This window comes from Pseudomonas sp. PVC-5-1 (assembly GCF_057444345.1).
Map to the genome: position 1 here is coordinate 1,633,491 of NZ_CM172024.1, position 13,401 is coordinate 1,646,891.

The 13,401-nt window shown below is 63.0% G+C and carries 10 protein-coding genes; 8 read left to right on the forward strand and 2 right to left on the reverse strand.

Features of this window, described 5'->3' with window-relative positions:
• Positions 1 to 51: 51 nt before the first annotated feature.
• Positions 52 to 1,023 (forward strand): tRNA dihydrouridine synthase, encoded by a 972-nt coding sequence (locus tag AC2T3R_RS07495; RefSeq protein ID WP_409266272.1) that lies wholly within the window; start codon positions 52 to 54, stop codon positions 1,021 to 1,023.
• Between the two features lie 234 nt (positions 1,024 to 1,257).
• The gene (locus AC2T3R_RS07500; RefSeq protein ID WP_003260273.1) at positions 1,258 to 1,701 is read left to right on the forward strand and encodes an Hsp20 family protein; all 444 of its coding nucleotides are present in this window, start codon (positions 1,258 to 1,260) and stop codon (positions 1,699 to 1,701) included.
• Positions 1,702 to 1,801: 100 nt separating this feature from the next.
• On the opposite strand, the gene AC2T3R_RS07505 is transcribed toward AC2T3R_RS07500, so the two are convergent.
• Positions 1,802 to 5,098, reverse strand: coding sequence for a PAS domain S-box protein (locus AC2T3R_RS07505; protein WP_486744863.1), 3,297 nt, complete (start codon positions 5,096 to 5,098; stop codon positions 1,802 to 1,804).
• Positions 5,099 to 5,160: 62 nt separating this feature from the next.
• Positions 5,161 to 6,039: a LysR family transcriptional regulator gene (locus AC2T3R_RS07510; RefSeq protein WP_015269430.1), complete on the reverse strand. Its 879-nt coding sequence runs from the start codon at positions 6,037 to 6,039 to the stop codon at positions 5,161 to 5,163.
• Positions 6,040 to 6,170: 131 nt separating this feature from the next.
• Here AC2T3R_RS07510 and leuC point away from each other — a divergent pair, with 131 nt between their 5' ends.
• The 6 genes from leuC to AC2T3R_RS07540 all read left to right on the forward strand — a co-directional run bounded on the left by leuC (position 6,171) and on the right by AC2T3R_RS07540 (position 13,357).
• Entirely contained in the window at positions 6,171 to 7,604 is a 1,434-nt protein-coding gene (leuC, locus tag AC2T3R_RS07515) for a 3-isopropylmalate dehydratase large subunit (protein WP_013971600.1), read from the forward strand.
• The gene (gene leuD, locus AC2T3R_RS07520; RefSeq protein ID WP_486744864.1) at positions 7,601 to 8,245 is read left to right on the forward strand and encodes a 3-isopropylmalate dehydratase small subunit; all 645 of its coding nucleotides are present in this window, start codon (positions 7,601 to 7,603) and stop codon (positions 8,243 to 8,245) included. The genes leuC and leuD overlap by 4 nt, the downstream gene beginning before the upstream one ends.
• Before the next feature lie 147 nt (positions 8,246 to 8,392).
• The gene (locus AC2T3R_RS07525; protein WP_015269432.1) at positions 8,393 to 9,157 is read left to right on the forward strand and encodes a class I SAM-dependent methyltransferase; all 765 of its coding nucleotides are present in this window, start codon (positions 8,393 to 8,395) and stop codon (positions 9,155 to 9,157) included.
• A 54-nt stretch (positions 9,158 to 9,211) separates the two neighbouring features.
• Positions 9,212 to 10,294 carry a 3-isopropylmalate dehydrogenase gene (gene leuB / locus AC2T3R_RS07530; RefSeq protein ID WP_013971603.1) on the forward strand — a complete coding sequence of 361 codons (1,083 nt, stop codon included), beginning with the start codon at positions 9,212 to 9,214 and terminating at the stop codon, positions 10,292 to 10,294.
• 63 nt (positions 10,295 to 10,357) lie between these two features.
• Positions 10,358 to 11,470: an aspartate-semialdehyde dehydrogenase gene (gene asd, locus AC2T3R_RS07535; RefSeq protein ID WP_023660790.1), complete on the forward strand. Its 1,113-nt coding sequence runs from the start codon at positions 10,358 to 10,360 to the stop codon at positions 11,468 to 11,470.
• Between the two features lie 882 nt (positions 11,471 to 12,352).
• Positions 12,353 to 13,357, forward strand: a complete 1,005-nt coding sequence (locus AC2T3R_RS07540) for an aspartate-semialdehyde dehydrogenase (RefSeq protein WP_486744865.1) — start codon at positions 12,353 to 12,355, stop codon at positions 13,355 to 13,357.
• Positions 13,358 to 13,401: the final 44 nt, after the last annotated feature.

Sequence of the window (13,401 nt, forward strand, 5' to 3'; positions counted from 1 at the left end):
AACACCGGCAATTTTTGTTAGACTGCCGGCTTTTTCCGCCGAGACCCCGACATGCAAATTGCCCTGGCCCCCATGGAGGGGCTGGTCGACAACATCCTGCGCGACGTGCTGACCCGCGTGGGCGGTATCGACTGGTGCGTCACCGAGTTCATTCGCGTGTGCGACCGCCTGCTGCCGCCTTCCTCGTTCGACAAGCTGGCGCCCGAGTTGCGCAATGGCGCACGGACCGCTGCAGGGGTACCAATGCGCGTGCAGTTGTTGGGGTCGGACCCTGTGTGCCTGGCGGAAAACGCCGCGCTGGCCTGCCAGTTGGGCGCGCCGGTGATAGACCTGAACTTCGGTTGCCCGGCCAAGACCGTGAACAAGTCGCGCGGTGGAGCGGTGCTGCTCAAGGAGCCGGAGCTGCTGCACGCCATTGTGCGTGAAGTGCGCCGTGCCGTGCCGGCACATATCCCGGTCACCTCGAAGATGCGCCTGGGTTTCGACAGCCCCGATGGTGCGCTGGAGTGTGCCATGGCGCTGGCCGAAGGCGGTTCGGCGCACCTGGTGGTGCATGCGCGGACGAAGGTCGAGGGCTACAAGCCCCCGGCCCACTGGGAGTGGGTGGCGCGGGTGCAGGATGTGGTCAAGGTGCCAGTGTTCGCCAACGGCGAGATCTGGACCGTGGATGACTGGAGGCGTTGTCGTGAGGTCAGTGGCGCCGAAGATATCATGCTGGGCCGTGGGCTGGTTTCGCGCCCCGATCTTGGGCTGCAGATTGCCGCGGCGCGTGACGGGCGGGAGTACCAGCCGATGAGCTGGGACGACCTGCTGCCGTTGCTTCGCGAGTTTTGGCGTCAGGCCCAGGCCAAGTTGTCGCCGCGCTATGCACCGGGGCGGATGAAGCAGTGGCTGGCGATGCTGACCCGCAGTTATCCCGAAGCGGTTGTGCTGTTTGCCGAATTGCGGCGGGAGGATGACTGTGCGCGGATCAGCCGGTTGCTGGGGGTTGAGGCGGTTTCCTTGGAGGCTTGTGTTGCCTGATCCGGCCCTTTCGCGTGCTCGCCCGCTCCCACAGGGACCTCACGGATTCTGAGCCCTGTGCAGTACCTGTGGGAGTGGGCGTGCCCGCGAAGAGGCCATCAAATCCAGTGCAGGAATCCAGATTTTTTCTCCCCGCCCCTTGAAAGCATTTCCCTCGGCCATATCTCTTGAGTACGCGATGCCGAAGTCGGGTCGCGTAATGACTTACTTGCTGAATCTCAGGAGTTCATGACCATGACTACCGCTTTCTCTCTCGCTCCACTGTTCCGCCATTCCGTTGGTTTCGACCGTTTCAACGACCTGTTCGAATCCGCGGCACGTAACGAGGCCGGTAGCAGCTACCCGCCCTACAATGTGGAAAAGCATGGCGATGACCACTACCGTATCGTGGTTGCTGCAGCCGGTTTCCAGGAAGAGGACCTCGACCTGCAGGTTGAAAAAGGTGTCCTGACCGTGACCGGTGGCAAGCGCGACAATGGCCCTGCTGAAGTGACCTACCTGCATCAGGGTATCGCGCAGCGCGCCTTCAAGCTGTCGTTCCGCCTGGCCGACCATATCGAAGTCAAGGCCGCCGGCCTGGCCAATGGCCTGCTCAGCATCGACCTGCTGCGCATCGTGCCTGAAGAGGCCAAGGCCAAGCGCATTCCGATCAACGGCGACAAGCCAGCGCTGAACTGATCGTGTAGATGTGAAAAAGGGCACCCCTAGGGGTGCCCTTTTTTGTGGCGGCTGTCTTGCACAACATCCAGAAGCTGGCGCGATCACTGTGGGAGCGGTTTCAGTAATCCGCCGGCGCCTCCAGCAACATCTGCCGGAACTCCGGCAACGGCAGCGGCCGGCTGTGCAAGTACCCCTGGTACAGGTGGCACCCCAGCCGTTCCAGGAACTCCAGCTGTTCGGTCAGCTCCACCCCTTCGGCAATCACCGTCAGATCCAGGCTGCGAGCCATGGCGACGATGGCGCGGACGATTTCGGCGTCGTTGGGGTCTTCCGGCGCATCGCGCACGAAGGTCTGGTCGATCTTCAGCGCATCCACTGGCAGGCGTTTCAGGTAGGTCAGCGAGGAATAACCGGTGCCGAAGTCATCCATGGCAAAGCTCACCCCGTAGCGCTTCAGCTCGCGCATCTTGCTGATGGTGTCCTCCAGGTTCTGGATGACGATGCCTTCGGTAATTTCCAGCGTCAGCATTCGCCGTGGCAGGCGGTAATCGTCCAGGCTGCGCAGCACCCGCCCGACAAAGTCGTTCTGGCGGAACTGCCGTGGGCTGATGTTCACGCACAAGCTGAAATCATCGGCGTCGATCAGCCCGTCGCCGAGCATGCGTGCGCAGGCATCGCAAGCTTCGTCGAGTATCCAGCTGCCAACCTCCAGGATCAGGCCGCTTTCTTCCAGCACCTGAATGAATTGCGCCGGTGGCTGCTGACCCAGTTGCGGATGATGCCAGCGCAGCAGTACCTCGGCACCGACGATGCGGTTGTCGCGCGCATCCACCTGCGGCTGGAAGTGCAGCGCCAACTCGCCGCGGGCCAAGGCCAGGCGCAGGTCGTTTTCCATGCGCAGGCGCTCGCTGGCAGCTTTCTGCATGGTGGTATGAAACAGCTGGGTGGTGTTGCGCCCGGAATCCTTGGCACGGTACAGGGCGATATCGGCACGCTTGAGCAGGTCGGCCGGGGTGGCGCCGTGGTCAGGGATCAGCGCCACGCCGATGCTGGGTGTTACCTGCAGACGCTGGCCATCCAGCGACATCGGCTCGGCCAGCAGTTCGCGCAGGGTATCGGCCAGCCCGCGGACTTTCTCTTCGACCAGCTCGCGGCTGCCTTCCAGGCCGCTGAGCAATACCACGAACTCATCGCCACCCAGGCGCGCCACGGTGTCTTCCAGGCGCACACTGGCTTCCAGCCGCGCTGTGATGATCTTCAGCACCGTGTCGCCCACCGGGTGGCCCAGCGAGTCGTTGATGTGCTTGAAGTGGTCGAGGTCGAGGAACAGCAGGGCGCCGCGAAGGTTGTGGCGCCTGAGCAGGGCGATCTGCTGGCTCAGGCGGTCCATCAGCAGGGCGCGGTTGGGCAGGTTGGTCAGCGGGTCGTGGTAGGCCAGGTGGCGAATCTGTGCCTGGGCGTTTTTCAGCTGGCTGACATCGCGGGCGGTTACCAGCAGGCAGTCCACCTCATTGAGGGTGATCGGCTCCACCGACACTTCCACGGTGAGGATGTCGCCGCGCTTGTTGCGCCCTAGCATCTCGCGATGATGCACCCGGCCACGCTCGCGCAACTCGGCCAGCAGGGCGCTGCGCTGCTTGTCGTCGGCCCAGATGCCGATCTCGTACACCGTGCGGCCGACCACGTCGGCGGCGTTGTAGCCGGTCAGGCGGCAGAAACCGTCGTTGATTTCCAGGTAGCGACCGCTGTAGCGTTCGGTGATGGTGATGGCGTCAGGGCTGGAGTGGAAGGCCTTGGCAAACTTCTCCTCGCTGGACTTCAGCGCCGCCTCGGCGCGCTGCTGCTGGGTGATGTCGCGCAGGGTGGTAACACTGCAAGGCTGGTCATCGACGGTGATCAGGCGGCTGGAAATCACGCAGGTCAGCGGTGCCCCATTGCGGTGGTTGACCACTACGGCGACGTTGCTCAGGGCCTGCTCGCGGATTACCCGCTCAATGCGTTGCGCGCGCTCGATGGACTCCGCCCACAGGCCGATTTCCTCGGCGGTGCGGCCGATCACCTGCTCGGTGCTCCAGCCGAAGGTCTGGGTGAACGCCGGATTGATCTCGATGAACTGCCCGGTGTCCTGGCGGGTGACACAGATTGGGTCGGGGCTGACCTGGAACAGGCTGGCGAACTTCTCTTCCGAAGCGCTCAGGCGCTGTTCGCGCTCCACCTGGTCGGTGATGTCGAGCAAAGTGCCAGCCATGCGCAGCGGGTTGCCCTGCTCGTCGCGGTACAGCCGGGCGCGGCTTTCGATGTAGCGCGAGATGCCGTTTTCCAGCTGTACCCGGTAGGTGATCTGGTAGTTGCCGGCAGGTCCTTCGCGCAGGCTGCGGTAGGCCTGGCGCATCGAATTGCGCTCTTGCTCCGGGACCCCTTCGAAAAACGCGTCGAACGATTCGTGAAACGGGATGGGCGGCAGGCCGTGCAGCTGCGCGGCGCGCGCCGAACCGTAGAGCATGCCGCTGGGAATATGCCAGTCCCAGGTGCCCAGCTGTGCCGAATCCAGGGCCAGGTCCAGGCGCTCCTGGCTGTCCTTCAAGGCCTGCTCGGCACGTTTGCGCTCGGTGGTGTCGATAAAGGTGCTGAGCAGGAAGGTCCCGCCCTCCAGTTCGATGCCCTGGGTACAGAGGATGCCGTCATGTACCTTGCCGCTGGTAGCGCGGAACTGGACTTCCATTATCAAAGGGCCAGTGTTGCCACGGGTCGACTCCAGCAACTGGTGGCGCTGTTCGGGGTTTGCCCACAGGCCAAGCTCCAGGCTGGTCTTGCCGATCACCTGGCTGCCGGGCCAGCCGAACATGTCTTCGAAGTGCTGGTTGACCTCGAAAATCATGCCGTCGTGGCGTCGGGTGAGCAAAATGGCATTGGGGCTGAGGTGGAACAGGGTGGCGAAGCGTTTTTCCGAATTGATCAACGCCGTTTCCCGCTCGCGCTGGCGGGTGATTTCACGGATCACCCCGATCATCTGCGGCCGGCCGTTCGGGTCGTGGGTCAGGCTGCCGTTGATCTCCAGCCAGTGCAGGCTGCCGTCCGGCCAGCGGATGCGGTGGCGCATGGCCTGCTCCACCGGTTCGCCGTTGAACACTGCCTGGAACACCAGGCGTGTGCGCGCACGGTCTTCCTCCGGCAGCAGGTCGAGGTAGTCGATATCTGCGGGGAGCGGGCGCTGCGGGTCGAAGCCGAACAGGGCCTGGGTGCCCCGTGACCAGCTCACCCGGCCGCTGTCGATATCCCATAGCCAGGCACCCAGCCGTGCGCCGTTGAGTGCGGCCAGCAACTGTGGGGCGTTCTGCCAGGCCTGTTCCGACTCCTGAGGGTCGGCCGCTGGTATGCGCGGCAGGCGCAAAAAGCGATTCGCTGATTTGGGCATCGGTACCAGACCTTTGGCGTATGACGCGTCCTTGGAGGTGGCAATACCGGGCTGACGACCGGTCAGGCGGGCCCTGCGTGGCTGTCGAGCAGGGCCATGAATGCCCTGGCCGCGTTCGAAAGCGTACGCTCCGTGTGCAAAATGTAGCCTAGCTGGCGAGACAGCTGTATGCCCGGCAAGGCGATGGGTGCAACCTGTTCGTCGAGCATGGTGCGCGGCAGCACGCTCCAGGCCAGGCCGATGGACACCATCATCTTGATGGTTTCCAGATAGTTGGTACTCATGGCGATGTTCGGTGTCAGGCCCTGGCTTTCGAACAGGCGCTGAACAATGTGGTGGGTAAAAGTGTTGCCGCCGGGGAACACGGCCGGGTGGCGGGCGACGTCGGCCAGGCTGACCGTGTTGTTGTTGGCCAGCGGGTGCTCGGGAGCGGCGACGAAGTCCAGGGCGTCGTCCCATACCGGCACGGCCTTGACCAGGTGGTGCGGCTCGGGTGCCAAGGTGATAACGGCAATCTCCGCGCGGCCATGGAGGATTTCGTCGTAGGCCGCTTCCGAATCCATGAACTGAATATCCAGCGCCACTGCAGGGTATTCCCGGGTGAAGGCCCGCAGCAGCGGGGGTAGGCGGTGCAAGCCGATATGGTGGCTGGTGGCAAGGGTCAGCCGACCACTCACTTCTCCGGTCAAATTGGTCAGTGCGCGCCGGGTATCATCGAGGACGTTGAGGATCTGGTAGGCGCGGGGAAGCAGGGCGCGGCCCGCCTCGGTCAGGGTCACCTCGCGGCCCAGCCGGTCGAACAGGCGCACATCCAGTTGCTGTTCCAGTCCGGCGATGCGTTTGCTGACGGCCGGTTGAGTCAGGAACAGGCGGTCGGCCGCCCCGGAAAAACTACCGGTTTCGGCAATCGCGATGAAGGCGCTAAGGTTGGCCAGATCCATGGGGTCGCATTCCTGTTGGTTATCCAAAGCATAAAAATTATGAATTTGAGTTATTCAATCTAACCCCCTAGCATCGACCGCACAAGCCAAGGGGTCTTTGGCATAGAAAGACGCTGATGAGGAACAGTCTGATGGCTGGCAAAACGCTCTACGACAAACTCTGGGAAGCCCATGAGGTCAAGCGCCGTGATGACGGCTCGTCCTTGATCTACATCGACCGTCACATCATCCACGAAGTGACGTCGCCCCAGGCCTTCGAAGGCCTGCGCCTGGCCAACCGCAAACCTTGGCGCATCGACGCCAACATCGCCACGCCTGACCACAACGTGCCGACCACGCCAGAGCGCAAGGGCGGTATCGAGGCCATCGTCGACCAGGTGTCGCGCCTGCAGGTGCAGACCCTTGACGAGAACTGTGACGAATATGGCATCGTCGAATTCAAGATGAATGACGAGCGTCAAGGCATCGTCCACGTCATCAGCCCGGAGCAGGGTGCCACCTTGCCTGGCATGACTGTGGTCTGCGGTGACTCGCACACCTCCACCCACGGCGCCTTCGGTGCCCTGGCCCACGGCATCGGCACCTCCGAAGTGGAGCACGTGCTTGCTACCCAGTGCCTGGTCGCCAAGAAAATGAAGAACATGCTGGTGCGCGTGGAAGGCCAGTTGCCTGCCGGCGTAACCGCCAAGGACATCGTCCTGGCCGTGATCGGCAAGATCGGTACCGCCGGTGGTAACGGCCACGCCATGGAATTTGCTGGCAGCGCCATCCGCGAATTGTCGATGGAAGGCCGCATGACCATCTGCAACATGTCCATCGAAGCCGGTGCCCGCGTAGGCCTGGTGGCGGTGGACGACACCACTGTTGCCTATGTCGAAGGCCGCCCGTACGCGCCGAAGGGCGAGCAGTGGAAGCAGGCGGTCGAAGCCTGGAAAGGCCTGGTCTCCGACGCTGACGCGGTGTTCGACACCGTGGTCGAGCTCGACGCTGCGCAAATCAAGCCGCAGGTCAGCTGGGGCACTTCGCCGGAGATGGTCCTCGCTGTCGACCAGCGCGTGCCGGACCCGGCTGCCGAGCCTGACCTGATCAAACGTGGTTCGATCGAGCGTGCCCTCAAGTACATGGGCCTCGCCGCCAACCAGGCGATCACCGATATCAAGCTCGACCGCGTGTTCATCGGTTCGTGCACCAACTCGCGTATCGAAGACCTGCGCGCTGCCGCCGAAATCGCCAAGGGCCGCAAGGTCGCGGCCAACGTCAAGCAGGCGCTGGTGGTGCCGGGCTCGGGCCTGGTCAAGGCCCAGGCCGAGCGCGAAGGCCTGGACAAGATCTTCCTCGAGGCCGGTTTCGAATGGCGTGAGCCAGGCTGCTCGATGTGCCTGGCGATGAACCCGGACCGCCTGGAGAGCGGCGAGCATTGCGCGTCTACCTCCAACCGCAACTTCGAAGGCCGTCAGGGGGCCGGTGGCCGCACCCACCTGGTCAGCCCGGCCATGGCCGCCGCCGCCGCGGTGACCGGCCACTTCATCGATGTCCGCGAGTTGATCCAAGGGAGCGCAGCATGAAAGCCTTTACCCAGCACACTGGCCTCGTCGCGCCGTTGGACCGTGCCAACGTCGACACCGACCAGATCATCCCCAAGCAGTTCCTGAAGTCGATCAAGCGCACCGGCTTCGGCCCCAACCTGTTCGACGAGTGGCGTTACCTGGACGTGGGCCAGCCTTACCAGGACAACAGCAAGCGCCCGCTGAACGAGGAGTTCGTGCTCAACCACGATCGCTACCAGGGTGCCAGCGTGTTGCTGGCGCGGGAGAACTTCGGTTGCGGCTCCAGCCGTGAGCACGCCCCATGGGCGCTGGACGAGTACGGCTTCCGCAGCGTGATCGCGCCAAGCTTTGCCGACATCTTCTTCAACAACAGCTTCAAGAACGGCTTGCTGCCGATCATCCTCAGCGACGAGGAAGTCGACGAGCTGTTCAAGCAGGTCGAAGCCATCCCGGGCTATCAGCTGACCATCGACCTGCAGGCGCAGGCGGTGACCCGTCCGGATGGCAAGGTGCTGCACTTCGAGATCGATGCGTTCCGCAAGCACTGCTTGCTCAACGGCCTGGACGACATCGGCCTGACCCTGCAGGACAGCGATGCGATCAAGGCCTTCGAAGGCAAGCACCGCGCCGGGCAGCCTTGGCTGTTCCGTGATGCCTGAATGATGTAGTTGGGTTTGCTGGCCTCATCGCCGGCAAGCCAGCTCCCACAGGAACTCCACAGGTCTGAAGACTGTGGGTTCTCTGTGGGAGCTGGCTTGCCGGCGATAGGGCCAGTAGAGACAACCCAAAACCAAAAGGATCGAGACATGACCAGCACCCAGCACACCGATGTGGTCCAACGCCAGTTCGGCGAACAGGCCAGCGCCTACCTCAGCAGCGCCGTGCACGCCCAAGGCAGTGAATTCGGCCTGCTGCAAGACGCGCTGGCAGGGCGGGGCCATGCCCGCGTGCTCGACCTTGGCTGCGGTGCCGGTCATGTCAGTTTCCACGTCGCCCCTCTGGTTGCCGAAGTGGTCGCCTACGACCTCTCGCAAGCCATGCTCGACGTGGTCGCCAGTGCCGCCGCCGAGCGCGGCCTGGCCAATATCACCACCGAACGCGGTGCCGCCGAACGCCTGCCGTTCGCCGACGCCTCGTTCGACTTCGTCTTCAGCCGCTACTCGGCCCACCACTGGAGCGATCTGGGTCTGGCCCTGCGCGAAGTGCGCCGAGTGCTCAAGCCGGGTGGCGTGGCGGCGTTCATCGACGTCATGTCGCCGGGCAGCCCGCTGCTCGACACCTACCTGCAAACGGTCGAAGTACTGCGCGACACCAGCCACGTGCGCGATTATTCCGCTGCCGAATGGCAACGCCAGGTCAGCGAGGCTGGCCTGCATGTACGCAGCCACACCCGCCAGCCGCTGCGCCTGGAGTTTTCCAGCTGGGTCGAGCGCATGCGCACCCCCGAGCCAATGCGCGTGGCAATTCGCCAATTGCAGCAAGCCATGGGCGAAGAAGTACGGCAGTATTACCAGATCGAGGCCGATGGTTCGTTCAGCACCGATGTGCTGGTGTTGTGGGCCGAGCGTTAAGAACTTTTCGGTGGGGCCCGCTTGGCCGCACCGCGTGATTGGATAGAGGAAAGCATGAGCAAGCAGATTCTGATTCTCCCAGGTGACGGTATCGGCCCGGAAATCATGGCCGAGGCGGTCAAGGTGCTGGAGCTGGCCAACGACAAGTTCCAGCTCGGCTTCAGCCTGGAGCACGATGTGATCGGTGGCGCCGCCATCGACAAGCACGGCGTGCCGCTGGCCGACGAGACCCTGGAGCGTGCGCGCAAGGCCGATGCCGTGCTGCTGGGCGCCGTGGGCGGGCCGAAGTGGGACAAGATCGAGCGTGACATTCGCCCCGAGCGCGGCCTGCTGAAAATCCGTTCGCAACTGGGCCTGTTCGCCAACCTGCGCCCGGCCATCCTCTACCCGCAACTGGCCGATGCCTCGTCGCTCAAGCCAGAGATCGTTTCCGGCCTGGACATCCTCATCGTCCGTGAGCTGACCGGCGGTATCTACTTCGGTGCCCCGCGTGGCCAGCGCGAGCTGGAAGGCGGCGAGCGCCAGGCCTACGACACGCTGCCGTACAGCGAAAGCGAAGTGCGCCGCATTGCCCGTGTCGGTTTCGACATGGCCCGCGTGCGCGGCAAGAAGCTGTGCTCGGTAGACAAGGCCAACGTCCTGGCTTCCAGCCAGCTGTGGCGTGAAGTGGTCGAGGACGTGGCCAAGGACTACCCGGATGTTGAACTGAGCCACATGTACGTCGACAACGCCGCCATGCAGCTGGTGCGTGCGCCCAAGCAGTTCGATGTGATGGTGACCGACAACATGTTCGGTGACATTCTGTCGGATGAAGCTTCCATGCTGACCGGCTCCATCGGCATGCTGCCTTCGGCGTCGCTGGATGCCGACAACAAGGGCATGTACGAGCCGTGCCACGGCTCGGCCCCGGACATCGCAGGCCTTGGCATCGCCAACCCGCTGGCGACCATCCTGTCGGTGTCGATGATGCTGCGTTACAGCTTCAATCAGTCGGCTGCCGCCGAGGCGATCGAGAAGGCCGTGAGCCTGGTCCTGGACCAGGGGCTGCGCACCGGCGACATCTTCTCGGAAGGCTGCCGCAAAGTTGGTACGCAGGAAATGGGCGACGCAGTAGTCGCAGCGCTGCGGAATCTGTAATCTCTCTGGCCCGCCACCCAAAATTCCCGGTGGCGGCCCACTTTTAGCAAAGGTGTAGTTGCGATGAAACGTGTAGGTCTGATCGGTTGGCGCGGTATGGTCGGTTCCGTGCTCATGCAGCGGATGCTGGAGGAGCAGGATTTCGACCTCATCGAGCCGGTGTTCTTCACCACCTCCAATGTTGGCGGCCAAGGCCCGAACGTGGGCAAGGATACAGCACCGCTCAAGGATGCTTATTCGATCGAAGAACTCAAGACCCTCGACGTTATCCTGACCTGCCAGGGCGGCGACTACACCAACGAGGTCTTCCCCAAGCTGCGTGAAGCCGGCTGGCAGGGTTACTGGATCGACGCCGCCTCGTCCCTGCGCATGCAGGATGACGCGGTGATCATCCTCGACCCGGTCAACCGCAAGGTCATCGACCAGCAGCTGGACGCGGGTACCAAGAACTACATCGGCGGCAATTGCACCGTCAGCCTGATGCTGATGGGCCTGGGTGGCCTGTTCGAAGCCGGCCTGGTCGAGTGGATGAGCGCCATGACCTACCAGGCGGCCTCGGGTGCCGGTGCGCAGAACATGCGCGAGCTGATCAAGCAGATGGGTGCTACCCATGCTGCCGTCGCCGATGACCTGGCCAACCCGGCCAGCGCCATCCTCGACATCGACCGCAAGGTTGCCGAGACCATGCGCAGCGAAGCGTTCCCGACCGAGAACTTCGGCGTGCCACTGGCTGGCAGCCTGATCCCGTGGATCGACAAGGAACTGCCGAACGGCCAGAGCCGTGAAGAGTGGAAGGCCCAGGCCGAGACCAACAAGATCCTCGGCCGCTTCAAGAGCCCGATCCCGGTCGACGGCATCTGCGTGCGCATCGGCGCCATGCGTTGCCACAGCCAGGCGCTGACCATCAAGCTGAACAAGGACGTGCCGCTGGCCGATATCGAAGGCATGATCAGCCAGCACAACCCTTGGGTGAAGCTGGTACCTAACCAGCGTGAAATCAGCATGCAGGAGCTGACACCGACCAAGGTTACCGGCACCCTGAACATCCCGGTTGGCCGCCTGCGCAAGCTGAACATGGGGTCCCAGTACCTGGGCGCGTTCACCGTAGGTGACCAGCTGCTGTGGGGCGCGGCTGAGCCGCTGCGCCGCATGCTGCGGATTCTGCTGGAGCGTTGATCGCTCCGGTCTGACCGAAAACCCGCGCTGGCGACAGCGCGGGTTTTTTTATTTCCGATCCATCTTCGCTTTCGCTTTCGCTTTTGCTTCTAGGCGCGCGATAGATCAGGCGCCGCCGATTGCGACTTCAGGAGGCCGAGCGAAGGGATTGCGGAGGGAGGTGACGGGCATGGATGCCCGTCAAGCGCTGAGGCCCCATGGATGGGGCCTGCAGCGCGTCCTCCCGGGAGCAAGCCCGTAGCGAGGGGACCCCGGAGCGAAGCGCAGGGGCCGGATGATGGGAGCCGACGGTTTTTGGTTCCTTTTTGCCACGACAAAAAGGGACCCGCCGTAAGGGCGGAAAGGTGACTTGGCGCCACCATCGCGAATGAATGTCTACTCGATGCGAATGCCCACATCCAAAAGCCAAAAAGCCAAAAAGCCAAAAAGCCAAAAAGCTTAAGCGACGGTTTTGATATGGCGAACAGTCCGTTTGCGATGGCGACGCTGATTCACCTTTTCGCCCTTACGGCGAGTCACTTTTTGTCAAACGCGACAAAAAGTAACCAAAAAACGCTGCGCTCCCATCATCCGGCCCCTCCGCTACGCTACGGGGTTCCCTCGCGCCGGTCTTGCTCCCGGGAGTACGCGCTGCAGGCCCCATCCATGGGGCCTCAGCGCTTGACGGGCATCCATGCCCGTCACCTCCCTCCGCAAGACCTCTGCTCGGCCTCCTGAAGTCGCGAAGATCAAGATCAAGATCAAGATCAAGATCAAGATCAAGATCAAGATCAAGAGCAAGAGCAAGAGCAGCGCAGCTCTAGGTTTGGGCCAGCACAGACAAAACTCTACAATCCGAGTAAAGTGCCGCCCCCCGCCGTTTTCAGCAAAAGGATCCCTTCCATGACACACCCTTTGGACATCGCCGTCGTTGGCGCCACCGGCAGCGTCGGTGAAGCCCTGGTGCAGATCCTCGAAGAACTGGCTTTCCCGGTCGCCACCCTGCACCTGCTGGCCAGCATGGAATCGGCGGGCAGTAGCGTGATGTTCGCCGGCAAGAAGCTGAAGGTACGTGAGGTGGACAGCTTCGACTTTGCCCAGGTCAAGCTGGCCTTTTTCGCCGCAGGCGCCGCAGTCAGCCGAAGCTTTGCCAGCAAGGCGCTGCAGGCAGGCTGCACGGTCATCGACCTGTCCGCTGGTCTGGACGACGCCCTGGCTCTGGTGCCCGAAGCCAACGCCGAACGCCTGGTTGACCTGGCATTGCCCGCGCGCATCGTCAGCCCGTGCTCGGCCGCGGTTGCCCTGGCCGTTGCTCTGGCACCGCTCAAGCGCCTGCTGGATATCGAGCGGGTGCAGGTGATGGCCGCGCTGGCGGTGTCCGCACAAGGTCGGGAAGCTGTCAACGAACTCGCCCGGCAAACTGCCGAGCTGCTCAATGCCCGGCCCCTGGAACCGCGCTTCTTCGATCGCCAGGTGGCGTTCAACATGTTGGCCCAGGTCGGTGCCACCGATGAGCAAGGCCACACCGCCCTGGAGCGCCGCCTGGTCGGTGAGCTGCGTGTGCTGCTGGGCCTGCCTGAACTGAAGATTTCCGTGAGCTGCGTTCAAGTCCCGGTATTTTTCGGCGATAGCTTCAGTGTGGCGGTACAGAGCCGTCGCCCGGTCGACCTGGAGGCGGTCAACCAGGCCCTCGAGGCGGCTGACAGCGTCGAACTGGTGGAGCGCGACGATTATCCGACTCCGGTAGGCGACGCAGTAGGCCAGGACGTGGTCTATGTTGGTCGTGTTCGGCATGGTGTTGATGAAGACCAGCAACTCAACCTCTGGCTGACCACCGACAACGTGCGCAAAGGCGCCGCGCTCAATGCTGTGCAAGTGGCACAATTGTTGATTAAACACATGCCGTAAAAGATACTGGCGAGCACTATTGTCCTGCTCTGCATGCAGGTTTC